Below are 20,888 nucleotides of genomic sequence, written 5' to 3'. Positions count from 1 at the left end.
TCTACAGTCTCAAGGCGAACGCTTAGCGTCGCTTGGCCATCTCGTTGATGAAGCGGTCGAACAGCGGCGCCACATCGTTCGGGCCCGGGCTCGCTTCAGGGTGGCCCTGGAAGCTGAACGCGCTCTTGTCGGTGCGCTCGATGCCTTGCAGGGTGCCGTCGAACAGCGATTTATGAATCGCACGCACGTTGGCTGGCAGGGTTGCTTCGTCTACAGCAAAACCGTGGTTCTGGCTGGTGATCATCACAACGCCAGTGTCCAGATCCTGCACCGGGTGGTTGGCACCATGGTGGCCGTGGCCCATTTTCAGGGTCTTGGCGCCGGAGGCTAGAGCCAACAGTTGGTGACCGAGGCAGATGCCGAAGACCGGAATTTCGGTTTCCAGGACTTCCTTGATCGCCTTGATCGCGTAGTCGCACGGCTCCGGATCACCAGGGCCGTTGGACAGGAACACACCGTCCGGCTTCAGTGCCAGCACGTCGGCGGCAGGCGTTTGCGCCGGCACGACGGTAACGCGGCAGCCGCGCTCGACCAGCATGCGCAGGATGTTGACCTTGACCCCGTAGTCGTAGGCGACAACGTGATAAGGCAGCTCGGAGGCTTCAATGGTCGCATGGCTGTCGGTTTTCAGATCCCAGACAGTCGAGCGCCATTCGTATTGAGTCTTGGTGCTGACGACTTTCGCCAGATCCATGCCTTTCAGGCCGGGGAAGCCTTGCGCAGCTGCAATTGCGGCTTCTTCGGAGATGTTGTCGCCGGCCATGATGCAGCCGTTCTGCGCACCTTTTTCACGCAGGATGCGGGTCAGGCGGCGCGTGTCGATACCGGCGATGGCCACAACATTGTTGGCCTTCAAGTAGTCGGACAGGGACATCGTGTTACGCCAGTTGCTCGCTACCAGCGGCAGGTCACGGATGACCAGGCCAGCGGACCAGACACGGTCGGACTCAGCGTCTTCCGGCGTGGTGCCGGTGTTGCCGATGTGCGGGTAAGTCAGGGTAACGATCTGTTGGGCGTAGGAAGGATCGGTAAGGATTTCCTGATAGCCGGTCATTGCGGTGTTGAACACCACCTCACCAACGGTTTGACCGTCGGCTCCAATGGCTTCGCCGCGAAAAATGCTGCCATCAGCAAGGGCGAGTATGGCTGGCTTAGTCAAGAAGACCTCCCGTAAATAACGCATGAAAGGGCAATCGCAGGTTGTAAAAAAGCGGAGTGACGTATGGACACGTCACCCCGCTTCTTCACTGAATTATTCTGCGCGCTTTTAGTGGACACACTAAAGCTGTAGCTTACAGAAAAAGGCTTTTTTGGTCCACCGCTAAAGAGCCTAAAAGGCCGGAGAATGCGACAGGCCGTCGCGCAGCGGTGAAAAACCAGCGCAAACAGGGCGTTTGCGCTGGATGAAAGCGTGACTCAGTGCAGCTCGAGCACATCCTGCATGTCATAAAGACCCGGCTCGCGACCGTCCAGCCACAGCGCGGCACGGACCGCCCCTTTGGCAAACGTCATGCGGCTGGACGCTTTATGAGTGATTTCCAGACGCTCGCCCTCACAGGCAAACAGCACGGTATGATCACCCACTACATCCCCACCGCGAACAGTGGCAAAACCGATGGTTTCGCGCTCACGGGCACCGGTGTGACCTTCGCGACCATAAACCGCGACCTTCTGCAGATCACGATCCAGCGCATCGGCAATCACTTCCCCCATGCGCAAAGCTGTGCCGGAAGGCGCATCGATCTTGTGACGGTGGTGAGCCTCAATGATTTCGATGTCTGCATCGTCGCCCAGCACACGCGCCGTCATCTCGAGCAGTTTCAGCGACAGGTTTACACCGACACTGAAATTGGCGGCAAACACGATCGGAATGTCTTTGCCCGCTTCAGCCAGCAGATGCTTCTGCGCCGTATCCAGCCCGGTCGTGCCGATCACCATGGCCTTGCCGGCCTTGCGGCAGAACGCGAGGTTTTTCAGCATGACTTCCGGCAGGGTGAAATCGATCAACACGTCGAACTCTTCAGCCACCGATTCCAGATTGCCGGACAACGGCACACCGATTCGCCCCAGCGAAGCCAGCTCACCGGCGTCCACGCCGATCAACGTGCTGCCGGGGCGGACGATGGCGGCCGTGAGACCGGTCAGCGGAGCGCGCTGCTGCACGGCCTCGACCAGAATCTTGCCCATGCGCCCGGCGGCGCCCATCACAGCTATACGTCGCATGCCGACTCCTTACAGATCGCCGAAGAAGCGCTTCACACCGTCGAACCAACCCGTGGTTTTCGGTGAGTGGCTGTTGTCATCTGCCAGCGAGCTGCGGAACTCTTCAAGCAGTTCACGCTGACGACGGTTCAGATTGACCGGAGTTTCGACCGCAACACGGCACATCAAATCGCCTGCACCGCCGCCACGCACCGGAGCAACGCCTTTGCCGCGTACGCGGAACTGCTTGCCGGTCTGGGTGCCTTCAGGGATTTTCAGTTTGACGCGACCGTCGAGGGTCGGAATTTCCAGCTCGCCGCCCAATGCCGCATCGACGAAGCTGATCGGCACTTCGCAGAACAGGTGCTTGCCATCACGCTGGAAGATGTCGTGTTCGCGGACATTGATGACCACGTACAGATCACCAGTCGGACCGCCCTGCGTGCCCGCCTCGCCTTCGCCGGACAGACGAATGCGGTCACCGGTATCGACACCGGCCGGCACTTTGACGGAAAGGGTTTTGTACTCTTCAACACGACCGTCACCGTGGCAGGAATCGCACGGATCGGAAATGATCTTGCCTTGGCCATGGCAGCGAGGGCAGGTCTGCTGCACCGAGAAGAAGCCTTGCTGCATGCGCACCTGACCGATGCCGCCGCAGGTCGGGCAGGTCGAAGGTGAAGAACCTTTCTTCGCGCCAGAACCATCGCACGGTTTGCAGTTGACCAATGTCGGAACGCGGATATTCACGGTCGTGCCGCGCACCGCTTCTTCCAGATTCAGCTCCAGGGTGTAGCGCAAGTCGCTGCCACGCTGGGCGCCGCCACGGGAACCGCCGCGACCACCACCGAAGAAATCACTGAACACATCGCCGAAGATGTCGGAGAAATTCTGACCGCCGAAACCGGCTCCGCCGCCGCCCATGCTCGGATCGACACCGGCATGGCCGTACTGATCGTACGCAGCGCGCTTGCTGGAGTCGGAGAGCACTTCATAGGCCTCGTTGGCCTCTTTGAACATCTCTTCCGACGCTTTGTCATCGGGATTACGGTCCGGGTGATGCTTCATCGCCAGACGACGATAGGCCTTTTTCAGGTCCGCTTCGCTGGAGCCACGCTCAACACCCAATACTTCGTAATAGTCACGCTTTGCCATAAGTTCTTTGCACTCTTGAGGACGTCCGGCAAACCCCTCCTGAGGATCGCCAAACTCGTTGAGCCCCAATACAGGCCCGGACCCAACTCACGTCAATTCAACGATCCTGGTCTTTGTATCAATTGGTACTTTCGGCGCGAAAAGCAGGAGCATTCCCGGCCATACCAGCAGCAGGCGAGCGTTGTCGCATGCTGTAAAAATTCGCGTATTCCAGATACGCCAACGCGGGAGCTAGCTCCCGCGCGGCGACATCCTACCAGTCACTGCCCAAAGGCAGTCAACCGGCCGACCAACAACTTACTTGTGGTCTTTGACTTCTTCGAACTCTGCATCGACAACGTCGTCAGCCTTCTCAGCCGATTCGCCTTGCGGGGCTGCACCATCAGCTGGCTGAGCCTGTTCGGCATACATCTTCTGAGCAACCGGAGCGGAGACTTTCGACAACTCTTCAACCTTCGCTTCGATGGCAGCCTTGTCGTCGCCTTTGACAGCGGCTTCCAGGGCAACCACGGCAGCTTCGATCGCAGTCTTCTCTTCGGCGGTGACTTTGTCGCCCGCATCAGCAACCATTTTGCGCGTCGAGTGAACCAGTGCATCACCCTGGTTACGGGCAGCGGCCAGCTCTTCGAACTTGCGGTCTTCCTCAGCGTTGGCTTCGGCATCACGCACCATGCGCTCGATTTCTTCGTCGGACAGACCGGAGTTGGCCTTGATCACGATCGACTGAGTCTTGCCGGTAGCCTTGTCTTTCGCGCCGACGTGCAGGATGCCGTTAGCGTCGATGTCGAAGGTTACTTCGATCTGCGGCACACCACGTGGAGCAGGTGGAATGTCGGCCAGGTCGAACTTGCCCAGGGACTTGTTCTGTGCGGCTTGCTTGCGCTCGCCCTGAAGAACGTGAATGGTCACAGCGCCCTGGTTGTCGTCGGCAGTCGAGAACACTTGCGATTTCTTGGTAGGAATCGTGGTGTTTTTCTCGATCAGCGCGGTCATCACGCCACCCATGGTTTCGATACCCAGGGTCAGCGGGCTAACGTCGAGCAGCAGAACGTCTTTCACATCACCAGCCAGAACAGCGCCCTGAATCGCGGCACCCATGGCAACAGCTTCGTCCGGGTTAACGTCTTTACGTGCTTCTTTACCGAAGAAATCAGTAACCAGCTTCTGTACCAGCGGCATACGGGTCTGACCACCGACCAGAATCACGTCGTTGATCGCGCCAACGTCCAGACCTGCGTCTTTCATGGCGATGCGGCAAGGTTCGATGGTGCGTTGAACCAGATCTTCAACCAGCGCTTCGAGCTTGGCACGCGAAATCTTCACGTTCAGGTGCTTAGGACCGGTCGCGTCTGCAGTGATGTACGGCAGGTTGACGTCGGTCGACTGAGCGGACGACAGCTCGATCTTGGCTTTCTCAGCGGCTTCTTTCAGGCGCTGCATGGCCAGCGGATCACCTTTGAGGTTCATGCCGCTTTCTTTCTTGAATTCGTCAACGAGGTAGTCGATCAGACGAATGTCGAAGTCTTCACCGCCGAGGAAGGTGTCACCGTTGGTGGCCAACACTTCAAACTGGTGCTCGCCGTCAACTTCAGCGATCTCGATCACGGACACGTCGAAAGTACCGCCACCCAGGTCATAAACGATCACGGTGTGATCGCCCTTGGCCTTGTCCATACCGTAAGCCAGAGCGGCTGCGGTTGGTTCGTTGATGATACGTTTTACGTCCAGACCGGCGATGCGGCCGGCGTCTTTGGTCGCCTGACGCTGGCTGTCGTTGAAGTAGGCCGGAACGGTGATCACCGCTTCGGTCACTGGCTCGCCGAGGTAGTCTTCGGCGGTCTTTTTCATTTTCTTCAGAATTTCAGCCGAGATTTGTGGCGGTGCCATTTTCTGGCCGTTCACTTCAACCCAGGCGTCGTTGTTGTCAGCCTTGACGATCTTGTAAGGGACCATCTGGATGTCTTTCTGCACAACTTCTTCGTCGAAACGACGACCGATCAGACGCTTTACTGCGTACAGGGTGTTGTGCGGGTTGGTCACAGCCTGACGTTTGGCCGACTGACCCACCAGGATTTCGCCATCGTTGGCGTAAGCGATGATCGACGGCGTAGTACGCGCGCCTTCAGCGTTTTCAATAACTTTGGCTACGCCGTTTTCCAGCACGGAGACGCAGGAGTTGGTAGTCCCCAGGTCGATACCGATAATTTTGCCCATGTTCACTCTCCCGAAACTTTGGATTTTGATGCCGCAGCAGTGGTGGCTAACTGCGGTAGCACTTAAACGCTTGACTTCTAAATGGGGGCCTTGCGGCTAATTTCAAGCCTGCTCGTCAATCGAAGGCGAAACCGGTGCCGGCGCCTTGCTGACCACAACCATGGCCGGACGCAGAAGACGACCGTTGAGCTGGTAGCCCTTCTGGAAAACCTTCAACACGCTGTTCGGCTCGACATCGGCGCTTTCCTGCATGGCCATCGCCTGATGCTGAACGGCGTTGAACGGTTCGCCATGCGGATCGATCGCTTCAAGCTGATAACGCTTGAGGGTGTCGTGGAACATCTTCAGGGTCAGCTCGATGCCTTCACGCATCGGACGGATGCTTTCGTCATCCGGGTTCGACAGCTCGAGGCCGCGCTCCAGGCTGTCGACGATCGGCAACAGGTCACCGGCGAATTTTTCCAGGGCAAACTTGTGCGCCTTCTCGACATCCTGCTCGGCACGGCGACGGACGTTCTGCAGATCCGCAGCAACACGCAGAGACTGATCCTGCGCGGCGGCCAATTGCTCTTCGAGCACTTGTACACGGGTCGCCAGGTCATCACCCGAAGCCTCGGGCGCCTGATTGGCTTCTGGGTTTTGCTTATCTACTGTCTGTTCGTCAGCCATAGAATTCTCCTTTCAATTTCGTCCGCGAGTTCGACTCGCGCTTCTGCCCCGATATATGGGGCCGCAAAATCGGGCTTCAAGGGCCTTCAAGCATTAACCCTACAAAAAAGTGCCGCTTCTCATTCCTCGATGCGCTAAGAAGATTTTCTGTTCAAGCGAATCGAGCTAAGCGAGGCCATTGTCAGCCCGAAACAAAACACTGTATAAATAACCAGACCTAAAGCCTGGGAGCGGCCTTTATGCTGGTGCACCTGTCCGTACACAACTACGCCATCGTTGAACATCTCGATCTCGAACTTGATCGCGGGATGAGCGTGATCACCGGTGAAACGGGCGCCGGCAAGTCGATCATGCTCGACGCCCTTGGCCTGACCCTAGGCGATCGGGCCGACAGCGGCGTGGTGCGCCCCGGTGCCGACAAGGCCGACATTCTCGCGACGTTCGACCTCGCCGACATTCCCGAAGCCAGCGCCTGGCTGGCCGAGCGCGATCTGGACATCGACGGTCCGTGCATCCTGCGCCGGGTGATTACCAGCGAAGGTCGCTCGCGCGGCTACATCAACGGTACGCCCTGCCCGCTTGGCGATCTCAAGTCGCTCGGCGAATTGCTGATCGATATCCACAGCCAGCATGAACACCAGTCCCTGCTGAAAACCGACACACACCGCCGCCTGCTCGACGAGTACGCCGGCGCGACCGATCTCGCGCGTCAGGTGCAACTCGCCGCACAGCGTTGGCGCCAGACGCGCCAAGAGCTCGAACGCCTTTCCAACTCCGGAGACGAGCAACGCGCCCGCCACCAACTGCTCAGTTATCAGCTCGAAGAGCTGGAAAACCTCGGCCTCGGTGACAACGAGCTGGAGCAACTGGAGCAGGAACACAAAAACCTGACCAACGCCGAAACGCTACTGGGTATTTGCCGACAAGTGGTCGAGCAATGCAGCGAGAGCGATTCCGGCAATGTGCTTAATGCCCTGACCGCCAGCCTCAATCGTCTGTCGAGCGTGAACAATTCCGTCGGCGCATTGGGCGAAGCGAGCAGTTTGCTCACCAGCGCGCAGATTCAGGTAGAAGAAGCCGTCGGCGAACTCAATCGCTTCCTTGATAACTTCGATGCAGACCCGGCACGCCTGCAATATCTCGAAGAGCGGCTCGACGCCATTTATACGCTGGCGCGCAAACACCGGATCCAGCCGACCGAAGTCGGCGAAATGCAGCAGAAACTGCTGGATGAAATCGAAACCCTGAACGCCAATGACGAGTCCATCGAGCGCCTGGGGGAAGAACTGGCCTCCTACGCTCGCCACTACCAGGAGAAAGCCCGGGAGCTGAGTGACCTGCGCCATCAGGCCGCCGGAAGCCTAGCCAGCGCGGTGGAGCAGGAAATTCAGCGGCTGGGCATGCCCGGCGGCCGCTTCACCATCGAACTACGCACCAACAGCAGCGATGAGTTGCTGCCGAACGGGCTGGAACAGGTTGAGCTGCTGGTCAGCGCCAACCCGGGCCAACCTCTGAAAGCGCTGGCGAAAGTCGCCTCTGGCGGTGAACTTTCACGCATCAGCCTGGCGATTCAGGTGATCACGGCCCAGACATCCCGCGTACCGACGCTGGTGTTCGACGAAGTCGATGTGGGTATTGGCGGCCCGACAGCCGAGATTGTCGGTCAGTTGCTACGGCGCCTCGGTGAGCGCGGCCAGGTTCTGACGGTGACACACTTGCCGCAAGTGGCGGCGCAGGGTCATCAGCATTTATTCGTGCACAAGGTGCGTGGCGAACAGGCAACGCACACCGCTGTCTCCAAGCTGAGCAAGAACGACCGAATAGAAGAAGTGGCCCGCATGCTCGGCGGCATTGATCTGACCAAGGAATCCCTCGCTCACGCGAAAAAAATGGTCGTCACCGCAAAAGTTTAAGATTTGGAAATAATAGAAAGCACGAAGGCGACCCTTGGGTCGCCTTCGCTCGTTTCGCGAACCTGAAATTCGCGCGACATGCTTACTTTTTCTTGCGCACGTACAGCACCAGGTTGTGATCAACCAACTCGACACCGTGCTCTTCGGCAATTGCCTTCTGGAGCTTTTCGATTTCAATGCTGACGAATTCCACGACTTCACCGGTTTCCACGTTGACCATATGGTCGTGGTGGCCACCGTCAGCCAGTTCGAATACCGCGTGGCCGCCGTCGAAGTTGTGACGGACCACGAGGCCAGCGGCTTCGAACTGGGTCAGAACACGGTAAACCGTGGCCAGACCGACGTCCTCACCAGCTTCCATCAACGCCTTGTAGACGTCCTCGGCACTCATGTGACGCTGCTCGGTAGAGTCGAGCATTTGCAGGATCTTGACCCGTGGCAGGGTCACTTTGAGGCCGGCTTTGCGTAGTTCGCTATTTTCAACCATGGTCAGCTTTCTCGCGATGCTGCTTCGCAGCTTCTCTTAATGCGGGTATGATCGGCGTTTACGTTGTCCCAGCCAAGATAGTGGAAGTCGCCCACCGATGCAAAACACCAAGCTCTTGCTAACCAGTTTCACCTTTGTGGGACTGCTCGCACTCGCCGGTTGTTCATTCCCCGGGGTTTACAAAATCGACATCCAGCAGGGCAATGTCGTCACGCAGGACATGATAGACCAGTTACGCCCGGGAATGACCCGGCCGCAAGTACGGTTTATCATGGGCAACCCTCTGCTTGTCGACACGTTCCATGCCGATCGCTGGGATTATCTGTACAGCCTGCAACCGGGTGGCGGTGAACGCCAACAGGAACGCATCAGCGTTATTTTCAACTCAAACGACCAGCTTGTCAGCCTGTCCGGTGACTTTATGCCGGGCGTCAGCCGTGACGAAGCCATTCTCGGCAAGGACAGCGGCACTAACGTGACCGCCCCTGCTGAAAACGCCGAGAAGCCAAAACCGGAAAAACCGGTCAAGCCAGGTTCCTTGCTGGATCAGATCCAGAAGGACGTCGATGGTGTGGAAACCGTTCCGGTTCCGACACCAGAGCCGCTGGACACCTCGCCGCAATAATGTGCGAGGCAATAAAAAACCCGGAAATTCCGGGTTTTTTATTGCCTGTCGATCAGTCAGCCGACTGATTCCGCGCCTTGGCCTCGGCCGCTTTAGCCGCTCGCAAGCGCCGCACCTCTTTGGGATCGGCCAATAAAGGCCGGTAGATCTCGATGCGATCCCCCGCCTGAATCAGACGCGCGTCCGGATCAGCAACCACCTTGCCGAAAATCCCTAACGGGCAGTCAGTCAGATTCAGCTCAGGAAATTCGCTACCAATACCTGATGCGAGCACAGCAGCCCGCACCGTCGTGCCTTCGGGCACGCTGATCGTTCGCAAGACTTGACGATCTACAGCCGCATACACAACTTCGATCTCACTCACCGACTCAACCATGCATCTGCTTGGCACGCTGGCAGAACGCATCCACCAATGTATTCGCCGCCTGATTGAACAACGGGCCGAGCGTGGCTCGAACCAAGGGGCCGGCGTAATCGAACGACAGATCCAGGCTGATCTTGCAGGCCTTCTCGTTCAGCGCCTTGAACACCCAGACGCCGTGCAACTGATTGAACGGGCCTTCTTCCAGATTCATTTCGATCGACTGCCCCGGCACCAGCGTATTGCGCGTCACGAAATGCTGACTGAGGCCGCCCTTGGCCACGCCAACACTGGCACGCATGTGCTCAGGCGAGCTTTCCAGCACTTCGGCGGACGAGCACCACGGCAGAAATTCCGGATAACGCGCCACGTCGTTGACCAGGTCGTAAAGAAATTGCGCCGGGTAAGGCAGCAGCGCCGATCGTTGAATATGTGTCGTCATGTAAGCGTCACTTCCAGAGCTGGGTGGCAAACACCACAAGAATGCCGATAGGCGCCACGTAGCGCATCAAGAACAGGGACAGGGCGAACAACGCCGGGTTGCGGATGGCCAACTCGTCGCGCACCGCTTCACGCCCCATCACCCAACCGGCAAACAGCACAAAGCACAACCCGCCGAGCGGCAGCATGATTCGCGAGGTGAAGAAGTCGATCACGCCGAAGAAGTCCAGACCGCTCTTCGCACCCCATTGGTAGAGATGGAAAACCCCGCCTTCGTTCACGAAAAACTTGGCCTCCTTCCAAATGTTGAAGGAGAACACCGTGCCCAGCCCAACGAACCAGCAAGTAAAGGCCAGCCAGAAGGTGACCCAGGCACGGCTGATTTTCGTGCGTTCAACCAGATAAGCAACCATGGGCTCAAGCAGGGAAATCGCTGAACTCCAGGCAGCAATGGCCACCAGAACGAAGAACACCACGCCCATCAGCTGACCGAACGCCACATTACCGAAGGCAAATGGCAGACTGACGAACATCAGGCCCGGGCCTTCGCTAGGGTTGAGCCCGCCAGCGAACACAATCGGAAACAACGCCAGACCGGCCACCAGCGAAACAAAGGTATCCAGCAGCGCCACGCCGACCACCGTGCCCGACAGCGACGAACCCTTGGTCATGTAAGCGCCGTAGATCATGATCGAGCCGACGCCCACACTCAGCGAGAAGAACGCGTGCCCCATCGCCGGCAGCAACCCATCGAGGACTTTCTCCGGATGGAAGTCGAACATGAAGTGCACGCCTTCCATGAAATGCCCGGTGGTCATGCTGTAACCCAGCAACACCAGAATCATCACAAACAACAGCGGCATCATGATCCGCAGGCTGCGCTCAAGCCCGGCAACCACGCCTTTGGCGATGACCACCGCCGACAGCAGCATAAAAACTGTGTGCCAAAGTGTCAGGCGCCACGGGTCGGAGATGACATTACCGAAGTACGCCCCCACCTGATCCGCCGTCACACCCTGAAAGTCACCACGGCCCATATCAATGATGTAATCGAGCGACCAGCCGCCAACCACACTGTAAAAAGACAGGATCAGCAACGCCGTGATCATCCCGGCGAACGCGCCCCACGACCATTTCGCCGAGTGCCCCGCTTCGAGTGCCAGCGCTTTCAGGGCATTCGCCGGACTCTGTCGCGCACGCCGGCCGATCAGGGTTTCAGCGAGCATCACCGGAATGCCGATCAGCGCAATGCAGGCCAGAAACATCAGCACAAAGGCGCCGCCGCCGTAGACCCCGACCATGTAGGGGAATTTCCAGATGCTGCCCAATCCCACGGCCGAACCGGTCGCGGCGAATATGAAAACCCAGCGGCTAGCCCAACTGCCGTGGACAGAAACCTTGTCTGTCGACATCGTTTATCACGCCCAAGCGTTAGAAAAAGAGGCCGCATTGTCCGGGATTCACTCAACCTGCTCAAGCACGCAGCATCACCGTAGCCGACAGCGGCACAACTCCATATAATGCCGCCCCTATGGCTAAACAGAAGAAACACCCAACAGGGACCATCGCGCAGAACAAAAAGGCGCGACACGATTACTTCATCGAGCATAAGTTCGAGGCTGGTCTGGTCCTGGCCGGCTGGGAAGTAAAGAGCCTGCGGGCGAGCAAGCTGCAACTGGTCGACAGTTACGTGTTGCTCAAGGATGGCGAAGCCTGGTTGCTTGGCAGTCACATCACACCGTTGATGACTGCCAGCACTCACGTTATCGCCGACCCGACCCGCACCCGTAAACTGCTGCTCAACAAACGGGAGCTGGAAAAACTCGCCGCTGCGGTGCAGCAAAAAGGCTACGCGTGCGTCTGCCTGTCCTTCTACTGGAGCAAGCACATGGTCAAGTGCGAAATTGCTCTGGGCAAGGGCAAGAAGGAATACGACAAGCGTGATACCGAGCGCGAACGCGACGCCGGTCGCGAGCTGCAGCGCGCGGTACGCAACAAGGGCAAGGAAGACTGATTGTCCTGCCCGGCCATTTCCATGCCTTGCATGGGAATGGCCTGTTCCACCTCACATCCCTTTGCGCCGCTCCGCCCGGGCCATGCGCTGAACTTCCTGACGCACCTCTTCGAGCACTTCCTGCACATACAGAATGTGTCGGCTGGAGACTTCCCGTGCCTGCTCCGCTCGCCCTTCGATAATCGCCAGATACAATTCCCGATGCTGCGTGATCAGCATGTCGCGGGTTTCCGTGCGCTGCTTGTACATGCCGCCAATGTTGGTCACCACGTTGCGCTTGAGCAAATCAAACAACCCGCGAATGGTGTGCAGCAACACCGCGTTATGACTGGCCTCGGCGATGGCCAGATGAAATTTTGCGTCTGCCGCGCCCTCTTCCGCCCGACTCACTTCATCGTGGCGCGAATAACAATCCTGCAGCTCTTCAAACGCGGCGGTCAGACGCTCGCGATCAACATCGGTAGCGCGCAATGCTGCGTAATAGGCGCACGATGCCTCCAATGTGTGCCGAAACTCCAGCAAGTCACGTTGCGCTTCCGGATTGCTTTCGAGCAATTGCAGCAACGGGTCACTGAAGGTCGAACCGAGACTTTCCACCACGTAGTTGCCGCCGCCCTGGCGACTGACCAGCAGACCTTTGGCCGCCAGTTTCTGAATCGCCTCACGCAGCGATGGCCGTGATACGCCAAATTGTTCGGCCAGCGTGCGCTCCGCCGGCAGCCGCTCACCGGACTTCAGCGTGCCCTCGAGGATCATCCCCTCAAGCCGCTCGACAATATCGTCAGACAAACGGCGCTGACGTATCTGATCAAACCCCATAACTCATTTCTCCACGATCCCGACCGCTCGCCGGGCTCTCTATTCTGGCCTATCGGCGCCTTGCCGACACCTACCAGACGCCACCTGCCGAAAGCGGATCAGATGCGATCTGCACCGCTCATTCGACAAAAGTTTCAGGGCGGCAAATTGACACACCGACACCCAGGCTTTTACCCTAGCCAACAGCGATTGTAAATTGGTCTTACCAATTATCCAAGAACGCTGACAGTGCCTGACCAACAACAATTAGGGGCCACCCCATATGCAAACCTGGCAACAGCTCTACAGCCCGCTCGGCAGTCTCGGCGTCTCCGCACTCGCGGCCGTCATTCCCATCGTATTTTTCTTCCTCGCGCTGGCGGTGTTCCGCCTCAAAGGTCATGTGGCGGGCAGCATCACGCTAGCCTTGTCCATCGCCGTGGCGATCTTCGCCTTCCAGATGCCGGTCGACATGGCCTTCGCCGCCGCCGGTTACGGTTTCGCCTACGGTCTTTGGCCGATTGCCTGGATCATTGTCGCAGCAGTATTCCTCTACAAACTGACGGTCAAGAGTGGTCAGTTCGAGGTCATTCGCAGTTCGGTGCTGTCGATTACCGACGATCAACGCCTGCAAGTGCTGCTGATCGGTTTCTGCTTCGGTGCGTTTCTGGAGGGCGCCGCCGGTTTCGGCGCGCCGGTCGCGATTACCGCCGCACTCCTCGTCGGGCTGGGCTTCAACCCGCTGTACGCCGCCGGCCTGTGCCTGATCGCCAACACTGCACCCGTCGCATTCGGTGCCTTGGGGATTCCGATCATCGTCGCGGGTCAGGTGACTGGCATTGATGCGTTCAAGATCGGCGCCATGACCGGCCGCCAACTGCCGCTGCTGTCGCTGTTCGTGCCGTTCTGGCTGGTGTTCATGATGGACGGCCAGCGCGGTGTGCGTGAAACCTGGCCGGCAGCACTGGTTGCAGGCTTGAGCTTCGCCGTGACCCAATACTTCACGTCGAACCTCATCGGCCCGGAGCTGCCAGACATCACCTCGGCCCTGGCCAGCCTGATCTCTCTGACTCTTTTCCTGAAGGTCTGGCAGCCAAAACGCACTGCGGGCGCGCAAATCGCCGGTGCCACGTCGAGTGCAGCAATCACCGCCAGCGTCGGCGGTTTCGGCCAGAAACGCACCACCGTGGCTTCGCCTTACAGCCTCGGGGAAATTTTCAAAGCCTGGTCGCCGTTCCTGATCCTCACCGTGCTGGTGACCATCTGGACCTTGAAGCCCTTCAAGGCAATGTTTGCCGCTGGCGGATCGATGTACAGCTGGGTGTTCAACTTTGCGATCCCGCACCTTGATCAACTGGTGATCAAAACCGCACCAATCGTTGCCACGCCTACGGCGATCCCGGCGGTGTTCAAACTCGATCCGATTTCCGCGACCGGCACGGCGATTTTCTTCTCCGCGCTGATCTCGATGCTGGTACTGAAGATCAATTTCAAAACTGGTCTGACCACTTTCAAAGAGACCTTCTACGAACTGCGCTGGCCGATTCTGTCGATTGGCATGGTGCTCGCGTTTGCCTTCGTCACCAACTATTCCGGCATGTCTTCGACCATAGCGCTGGTACTGGCGGGCACCGGCGCGGCATTCCCGTTCTTCTCGCCGTTCCTCGGCTGGCTGGGCGTGTTCCTCACCGGTTCCGATACTTCGTCCAACGCTCTGTTCAGTTCGCTGCAAGCGACAACCGCGCACCAGATTGGCGTCAACGACACCCTGCTGGTGGCGGCGAACACCAGCGGCGGCGTGACCGGCAAGATGATCTCGCCACAATCGATCGCCGTGGCCTGCGCCGCGACCGGCCTGGTGGGCAAGGAATCCGATCTGTTCCGCTTCACCCTCAAGCACAGCCTATTCTTTGCAACGATTGTCGGCCTGATCACTCTGGCTCAGGCCTACTGGTTCACCGGCATGCTGGTGCACTAAACCTACAAGCAAAACAGATAAAACCGACGCCGGCTCGTGATTCCGGCGTCAGCAATTCACAACCCGGTCTGTAAGGCTGCTGAAAGCAATGCTCTCTATATTCAGTAGCCGCAACGGACGGATAACCGGGACCACCCGGAGACACGCCTGATGAGCGAGCTTTTTTACAACGCTGTGCCGAACGCGACCCGCGTCGCACCGCCACTGCCCGAACCTCGGCAATACCCCAGCGAGAAACCGTCGCGGGTCTATCTGTTCGGTACGTGCGTGGTCGACCTGTTCTACCCCGAAGCCGGGATGGACGCGATCCACTTGCTGGAGCGTGAAGGGATTCGGGTCGAGTACCCGCAAGGGCAGAGTTGCTGCGGACAACCAGCCTACACCTCGGGTTATACCGAGCAGGCGCGGACGGTGGCGCGCTCGCAACTGGCGCTGTTTGCCGAGGATTATCCGGTGGTGGTGCCGTCCGGTTCCTGCGCGGGCATGTTGCGCGAGCATTACGCCGACTTGTTCAAGGATGAGCCGGAAACGTTGAAACAGGTTCAGGCCCTCGCCGCCCGCACCTATGAATTGGCAGAGTTTCTGCTGTTCGTCTGCAAGGTGCAGCTCAAGGACAGCGGTGAACCGGTCAAAGTCGCCCTGCACACTTCGTGTTCGGCACGCCGCGAAATGAACACCCACCTGCACGGCCGCGAGCTGTTGGCGCAGTTGAGCAACGTGGAACGGGTCAACCATGATCATGAAAGCGAATGCTGTGGCTTCGGTGGGACATTCAGCGTCCGTATGCCAGACATTTCCGGCGCGATGGTGGCTGACAAGACCCGATCGCTGAAGGAATCCGGCGCGCATCAGGTATTGAGCGCCGATTGTGGCTGTTTGATGAACATCAACGGCGCATTGGAGAAACAAAAAGAAGCGCTACGCGGGCAACATCTCGCCAGCTTTCTGTGGCAACGAACCGGAGGTGCGCAATGAGCACTTCCGCGATTATTCCTACGGTCGCCGTAGAAGAAGACTTCCGCACCCGGGCGCACAACGCTCTGGGTGATCCGCAGCTACGGAATAACTTCCGCACTGCCATGGATTCACTGATGACCAAACGGGCAGCGGCTTTCAGCGATGCCCATGAAAGAGAACACTTGCGCGCCCTGGGCAACTCGATCAGGGCGCGTGCGCTCTCCAGGTTGCCCGACCTGCTCGAGCAACTGGAAACAAACCTGACCCGCAACGGTGTGATAGTGCACTGGGCGGAAACGGTGGACGAGGCCAATGGCATCGTCTTGTCGATCATCCGCGCTCACGAGGCGCGGCAAGTGATCAAGGGCAAATCGATGGTCAGCGAAGAGATGGAGATGAACCATTTCCTCGAGGCTCGAGACATTGAATGTCTGGAGTCCGACATGGGGGAATACATCGTCCAGCTCGACCACGAGAAGCCTTCACACATCATTATGCCGGCGATCCACAAGAATGCCGGTCAGGTCGCGTCCTTGTTCCACGACAAACTTGGCGTGGAATACACCAAGGACGTTGACCAACTCATTCAGATCGGTCGCAGAGTCCTGCGGCAGAAATTCTTCGAAGCGGACATCGGCGTCTCCGGTGTCAACTTTGCCGTGGCCGAAACCGGCACCCTGCTGCTGGTGGAAAACGAAGGCAACGGGCGCATGACCACCACCGTGCCCCCCGTGCACATCGCCGTCACCGGTATCGAAAAAGTCGTCGAAAACCTGCGCGACGTAGTGCCTTTGCTGTCGTTGTTGACCCGCTCGGCGCTGGGCATTCCGATCACCACTTACGTCAACATGATCTCCGGCCCGCGCAAGGAGCATGAGCTCGATGGCCCGCAGGAAGTGCATCTGGTACTGCTCGACAATGGTCGCAGCCAGGCCTTCGCCGACAGTGAATTGCGTCAGACGTTGAACTGCATCCGCTGCGGTGCCTGCATGAACCATTGCCCGGTATACACCCGTGTCGGCGGCCATACGTATGGCGAGGTATATCCAGGGCCGATCGGCAAAATCATCACTCCGCACATGGTCGGTCTGGCCAAAGTCCCCGATCACCCGAGCGCGTCCTCGCTGTGCGGTGCCTGCGGTGAAGTGTGCCCGGTAAAAATTCCTATCCCGGCGATCCTGCGTCGCCTGCGCGAAGAGAACGTCAAAGCGCCCGACGCTCCGAATCAAGTGATGCGCGGTCAGGGCAGCAAGTATTCGCGCAAGGAGCGTTTCATCTGGAATGCCTGGGCCAGGCTCAACAGCTCGCCGACCTTGTATCGCTTGTTCGGTTTCTTCGCCACGCGCCTGCGTGCACTGATGCCAGGCAACGTCGGCCCGTGGACGCAAAACCACAGCGCGCCGAAACCCGCCGCACGCTCGCTGCATGACATGGCCCGCGAGCATCTGGCCAAACAGGGAGACCGCTGATGAGCGCCAAGCAGAATATCCTCGCCAAGCTGCGCAAAAGCCTGACGGGCGCGACACCGATTGCCGACAACTTCGATGTCGATCTGGTGACGCAGCCTTACACCTACAGCCCCGATCAAAGGATCCCGCAACTGCGCAAACTGATGGAGGCGGTGCACACCGAAATCCACCTGACTTCCGCTGACGCATGGCCGGCGCTGCTCGCGCAATTGCTGCGTGATCGTCAGTTGCCGAGCCTGTTGATCGCACCGACTACGCCTCACGGGCAGAAAATCGCACAACACTGGGCGAACAATCCTGATCTGCCGACGCTGAAATCCTACGACCGGCCCATGGAAGAATGGAAAGCCGAGCTGTTCAATGACACCCCGGCCAGCCTCACCGGCACCCTCGGTGCAATCGCCGCCACGGGCAGTTTGATCCTCTGGCCGACCCGCGAAGAACCACGCTTGATGAGCCTGGTGCCACCGGTGCATTTCGCCTTGCTCAAGGCCAGCGAAATTCGCGACAACTTCTATCAGGTGCAGCAGGAATTCGAGTGGGCGCAAGGCATGCCTACCAATGCGTTGCTGGTGTCCGGCCCATCGAAAACCGCTGACATCGAACAAGTGCTGGCCTACGGCGCACACGGGCCGAAAGACCTGGTGGTTCTGATACTGGAGGACCAATGAGTCTACCGGCGGCTTTCCTGCGTGATGCACAACAACTGATTCCGACCGAGCGTCGTTTTGATGACCCTTTATCAACCTTGGCCTTCGGCACCGATGCGAGTTTTTATCGGCTGATCCCGAAACTGGTGATCCGTGTCGAGTCCGAAGATGAAGTAGTGGCGCTGCTGAAACTGGCACAGCGCGATAACGTCCCGGTGACGTTTCGTGCCGCCGGCACCAGCCTGTCGGGGCAGGCAATCAGCGATTCGGTTTTAATCGTACTTGGGGATAACTGGAACGCTCGCGAGATTCGTGGCCAAGGCACGCAGATTCGTCTGCAACCGGGTGTGATCGGCGCGCAGGCCAACGCATGGCTCGCGCCGTTCGGACGCAAGATCGGCCCGGATCCGGCCTCAATCAACGCCTGCAAGATCGGCGGCATCGTCGCCAACAATGCCAGCGGTATGTGCTGCGGCACCGCACAAAACACTTATCACACGCTGGCGGGCATTCGATTGGTGCTGGCCGATGGCACGTGCCTCGATAGCGAAGACGCCACAAGTGTCGCGGCATTTCGCGCAAGCCATGGCGATCTGCTGGATCGCTTGGCGACTTTGGGCCGCGAGACCCGCGCCAATGCCGAGCTGGCTGCACGAATTCGCCACAAATATCGTCTGAAAAATACCACCGGCCTGTCGCTCAATGCGCTGGTGGATTTCGATGAGCCTGTGGATATCTTGAGTCACCTGCTGGTTGGCTCCGAAGGCACGCTCGGTTTTATCAGCGCAGTGACGTATGACACCGTGGTCGATCATCCGAACAAAGCCTCGGCACTGATCGTCTTTCCGGACGTGGAAACCTGCTGCAACGCGGTCACGGTGTTGAAAACCCAACCGGTGTCGGCAGTCGAGCTGCTGGACCGACGCAGTCTGCGCTCAGTGCAGGACAAACCGGGCATGCCCGCTTTCGTACAACAACTGTCGAACAATGCCTGCGCCCTGCTGATCGAATCCCGCGCCGCGTCTTCCTCGTTACTGCAGGAACAACTGGCACAGATCATGGCATCGCTCAGTGGTTTCCCTGTAGAAAAACAGGTCGACTTCACTGAGGACCCTGTAGAAAACGCCAGGCTCTGGGCGATCCGCAAAGACACCTTCCCGGCCGTCGGCGCCGTGCGTAAAACCGGCACCACGGTGATCATCGAAGACGTGACCTTCCCGGTCGAGCAACTGGCCATCGGCGTGAACCGCTTGATCGAACTGTTCGACAAACATTCCTACGACGAAGCGATCCTTTTCGGACACGCGCTGGAAGGCAATCTGCACTTCGTCTTCACCCAAGGCTTCAACAGCCCGGAAGAAGTCGCACGCTATCAGGCGTTCATGGACGACGTCGCGCAATTGGTCGCAGTGGAGTTCGGTGGTTCACTCAAGGCTGAACACGGCACCGGACGCAACATGGCGCCGTTCGTGGAACTGGAATGGGGCAGTGACGCCTACCAGCTGATGTGGCAACTCAAACGTCTGCTCGACCCCCACGGCATCCTCAACCCGGACGTGGTGCTCAGCGAAGATCCACAGATTCACCTCAAACACTTGAAGCCGCTGCCGGCCGCCGACGAGATTGTCGACAAATGCATCGAATGCGGTTTCTGCGAGCCGGTCTGCCCGTCGAAAGGCCTGACCTTGAGCCCACGCCAGCGTATCGTGATCTGGCGTGACATCCAGGTAAAGAAACGCGCAGGCGTCAACACCACTGAACTGGAAAAAGCCTACGAGTACCAAGGCATCGACACTTGCGCCGCGACAGGTTTGTGTGCGCAACGTTGCCCCGTAGGCATCAATACCGGTGATCTGGTCAAAAAGCTGCGAGGCCGACACGCAACACATCAGAAAACCGCTGACTGGATTGAAGGAAATTTCGCTAGAACCCTACAGGGCGCACGCTTCACCCTGCACGTGGCCAACGGCGCGCGAATGCTGCTCGGCGCACCGCGTCTGGCAAAGCTTTCAGCGACGCTGACGCGCTTATCCAAAGGCCAGGTGCCGCTATGGACTAACGCGATGCCGCAACCGGAAAAAGCCATTCGCTTCAGCCCGACCGTGTCGGACGAGCGACCGCGTGTGGTCTATCTGGCCGCGTGTGTATCGCGGGTAATGGGCCCGGCGGCGGGTGACAAAGAGCAAATGTCACTCTATGACAAAACCCGTGGCCTGCTGGAAAAGGCTGGTTATCAGGTGGTCTTCCCGGACAATCAGGACAACCTCTGCTGCGGCCAGCCCTTCGCCTCGAAAGGCTACGCCGAGCAAGCCGAACACAAGCGGCAAGAGCTGATCAGCGCATTGCTCCACGCCAGTCGCGGCGGCCTCGACCCGATCTACTGCGACACCAGCCCGTGCACATTGCGCCTGGTTCAGGACGTAGGAGAAACCCGTCTGGATCTGTATGACCCGGTGCGCTTCATCCGTACACATCTTCTCGATCGACTGGATTTCAAACCGCAGGAAGCGCCCATTGCCGTGCACGTGACCTGCAGCACTCAGCATCTGGGTGAAAGCCAGGCGCTGATCGATCTGGCGCGCAAGTGCAGCAACAACGTGGTGATTCCCGAGGGCATTCATTGCTGCGGCTTTGCCGGCGACAAGGGTTTCACCACGCCGGAGCTGAACAGTCATTCGCTGCGGACACTGAAGGACGCCGTACAACATTGCAGCGAAGGTATTTCCACCAGTCGCACTTGTGAGATCGGTCTGACGCAACACGGTGGCATCGATTACCACGGTCTGGTCTATCTGGTCGATCGCGTAACGCAGGCGAAGGCCTGCTGAAGAAAAATAGAACCCTTGCGTGCGACTGTAGTCCACAGATTAAGCCCCGATAAACGGGGCTTTTCCTCCACTCGGTTGCCCGTCCTGACGACCAGCGAAGTCTGGATCCCTCAGTTCAAGGAGATAC

Annotated in this window: 18 protein-coding genes; 8 read left to right on the top strand and 10 right to left on the bottom strand. The window is 58.5% G+C overall.

What is annotated here, in order from left to right:
- Positions 1-22: 22 nt before the first annotated feature.
- From carA to grpE, 5 genes are all read right to left on the bottom strand, one after another.
- Positions 23-1,159 carry a glutamine-hydrolyzing carbamoyl-phosphate synthase small subunit gene (gene carA / locus F2P67_RS11585; RefSeq protein ID WP_064593337.1) on the bottom strand — a complete coding sequence of 379 codons (1,137 nt, stop codon included), beginning with the start codon at positions 1,157-1,159 and terminating at the stop codon, positions 23-25.
- 257 nt (positions 1,160-1,416) lie between these two features.
- Positions 1,417-2,223: a 4-hydroxy-tetrahydrodipicolinate reductase gene (gene dapB / locus F2P67_RS11580; protein ID WP_166220434.1), complete on the bottom strand. Its 807-nt coding sequence runs from the start codon at positions 2,221-2,223 to the stop codon at positions 1,417-1,419.
- Between the two features lie 9 nt (positions 2,224-2,232).
- Complete coding sequence (gene dnaJ, locus F2P67_RS11575; RefSeq protein WP_166220432.1) at positions 2,233-3,357, bottom strand: molecular chaperone DnaJ; 1,125 nt, start codon at positions 3,355-3,357, stop codon at positions 2,233-2,235.
- A gap of 297 nt (positions 3,358-3,654) precedes the next feature.
- The gene (dnaK, locus tag F2P67_RS11570; protein ID WP_166220430.1) at positions 3,655-5,571 is read right to left on the bottom strand and encodes a molecular chaperone DnaK; all 1,917 of its coding nucleotides are present in this window, start codon (positions 5,569-5,571) and stop codon (positions 3,655-3,657) included.
- A 102-nt stretch (positions 5,572-5,673) separates the two neighbouring features.
- Entirely contained in the window at positions 5,674-6,240 is a 567-nt protein-coding gene (gene grpE, locus F2P67_RS11565) for a nucleotide exchange factor GrpE (RefSeq protein WP_166220428.1), read from the bottom strand.
- A 239-nt stretch (positions 6,241-6,479) separates the two neighbouring features.
- Here grpE and recN point away from each other — a divergent pair, with 239 nt between their 5' ends.
- On the top strand, positions 6,480-8,153 hold the full coding sequence (gene recN / locus F2P67_RS11560; protein WP_166220426.1) for a DNA repair protein RecN: 1,674 nt from the start codon (positions 6,480-6,482) through the stop codon (positions 8,151-8,153).
- Between the two features lie 82 nt (positions 8,154-8,235).
- On the opposite strand, the gene fur is transcribed toward recN, so the two are convergent.
- The gene (gene fur, locus F2P67_RS11555; RefSeq protein WP_064119476.1) at positions 8,236-8,640 is read right to left on the bottom strand and encodes a ferric iron uptake transcriptional regulator; all 405 of its coding nucleotides are present in this window, start codon (positions 8,638-8,640) and stop codon (positions 8,236-8,238) included.
- Positions 8,641-8,737: 97 nt separating this feature from the next.
- Here fur and F2P67_RS11550 point away from each other — a divergent pair, with 97 nt between their 5' ends.
- Positions 8,738-9,265 (top strand): outer membrane protein assembly factor BamE, encoded by a 528-nt coding sequence (locus F2P67_RS11550; RefSeq protein ID WP_166220424.1) that lies wholly within the window; start codon positions 8,738-8,740, stop codon positions 9,263-9,265.
- 52 nt (positions 9,266-9,317) lie between these two features.
- On the opposite strand, the gene F2P67_RS11545 is transcribed toward F2P67_RS11550, so the two are convergent.
- Genes F2P67_RS11545 through F2P67_RS11535 form a run of 3 tightly spaced genes read right to left on the bottom strand, consistent with a single transcriptional unit; the run spans position 9,318 to position 11,479 of the window.
- Positions 9,318-9,641 (bottom strand): RnfH family protein, encoded by a 324-nt coding sequence (locus tag F2P67_RS11545; RefSeq protein WP_166220422.1) that lies wholly within the window; start codon positions 9,639-9,641, stop codon positions 9,318-9,320.
- On the bottom strand, positions 9,634-10,068 hold the full coding sequence (locus tag F2P67_RS11540) for a type II toxin-antitoxin system RatA family toxin (protein WP_003221509.1): 435 nt from the start codon (positions 10,066-10,068) through the stop codon (positions 9,634-9,636). Before F2P67_RS11540 ends, F2P67_RS11545 begins: the two co-directional genes overlap by 8 nt.
- A 7-nt stretch (positions 10,069-10,075) precedes the next feature.
- A complete protein-coding gene (locus tag F2P67_RS11535; protein ID WP_166220420.1) occupies positions 10,076-11,479 on the bottom strand; it encodes a sodium-dependent transporter in 1,404 nt (467 codons plus the stop codon).
- A 119-nt stretch (positions 11,480-11,598) separates the two neighbouring features.
- Here F2P67_RS11535 and smpB point away from each other — a divergent pair, with 119 nt between their 5' ends.
- Positions 11,599-12,081, top strand: a complete 483-nt coding sequence (gene smpB, locus F2P67_RS11530; RefSeq protein WP_166220418.1) for an SsrA-binding protein SmpB — start codon at positions 11,599-11,601, stop codon at positions 12,079-12,081.
- Positions 12,082-12,132: 51 nt separating this feature from the next.
- Here the strand turns inward: smpB and F2P67_RS11525 are convergent, their stop codons facing one another.
- The gene (locus F2P67_RS11525) at positions 12,133-12,900 is read right to left on the bottom strand and encodes an FCD domain-containing protein (protein ID WP_007915207.1); all 768 of its coding nucleotides are present in this window, start codon (positions 12,898-12,900) and stop codon (positions 12,133-12,135) included.
- Positions 12,901-13,162: 262 nt separating this feature from the next.
- Here F2P67_RS11525 and F2P67_RS11520 point away from each other — a divergent pair, with 262 nt between their 5' ends.
- The 5 genes from F2P67_RS11520 (at position 13,163) to F2P67_RS11500 (ending at position 20,761) form a co-directional block, all read left to right on the top strand.
- The gene (locus tag F2P67_RS11520; protein WP_166220416.1) at positions 13,163-14,857 is read left to right on the top strand and encodes a lactate permease LctP family transporter; all 1,695 of its coding nucleotides are present in this window, start codon (positions 13,163-13,165) and stop codon (positions 14,855-14,857) included.
- 150 nt (positions 14,858-15,007) lie between these two features.
- Positions 15,008-15,832 carry a (Fe-S)-binding protein gene (locus F2P67_RS11515; RefSeq protein WP_166220414.1) on the top strand — a complete coding sequence of 275 codons (825 nt, stop codon included), beginning with the start codon at positions 15,008-15,010 and terminating at the stop codon, positions 15,830-15,832.
- Positions 15,829-17,283 (top strand): LutB/LldF family L-lactate oxidation iron-sulfur protein, encoded by a 1,455-nt coding sequence (locus F2P67_RS11510; RefSeq protein ID WP_166220412.1) that lies wholly within the window; start codon positions 15,829-15,831, stop codon positions 17,281-17,283. Before F2P67_RS11515 ends, F2P67_RS11510 begins: the two co-directional genes overlap by 4 nt.
- Positions 17,283-17,954: a LutC/YkgG family protein gene (locus F2P67_RS11505; protein WP_166220410.1), complete on the top strand. Its 672-nt coding sequence runs from the start codon at positions 17,283-17,285 to the stop codon at positions 17,952-17,954. The genes F2P67_RS11510 and F2P67_RS11505 overlap by 1 nt, the downstream gene beginning before the upstream one ends.
- A complete protein-coding gene (locus F2P67_RS11500) occupies positions 17,951-20,761 on the top strand; it encodes an FAD-binding and (Fe-S)-binding domain-containing protein (protein WP_166220408.1) in 2,811 nt (936 codons plus the stop codon). The genes F2P67_RS11505 and F2P67_RS11500 overlap by 4 nt, the downstream gene beginning before the upstream one ends.
- Positions 20,762-20,888 lie beyond the last annotated feature (127 nt).

This window comes from Pseudomonas atagonensis (assembly GCF_011369485.1).
Classification (GTDB): domain Bacteria; phylum Pseudomonadota; class Gammaproteobacteria; order Pseudomonadales; family Pseudomonadaceae; genus Aquipseudomonas; species Aquipseudomonas atagonensis.
This window is presented reverse-complemented; position numbering and strand designations above follow the sequence as displayed.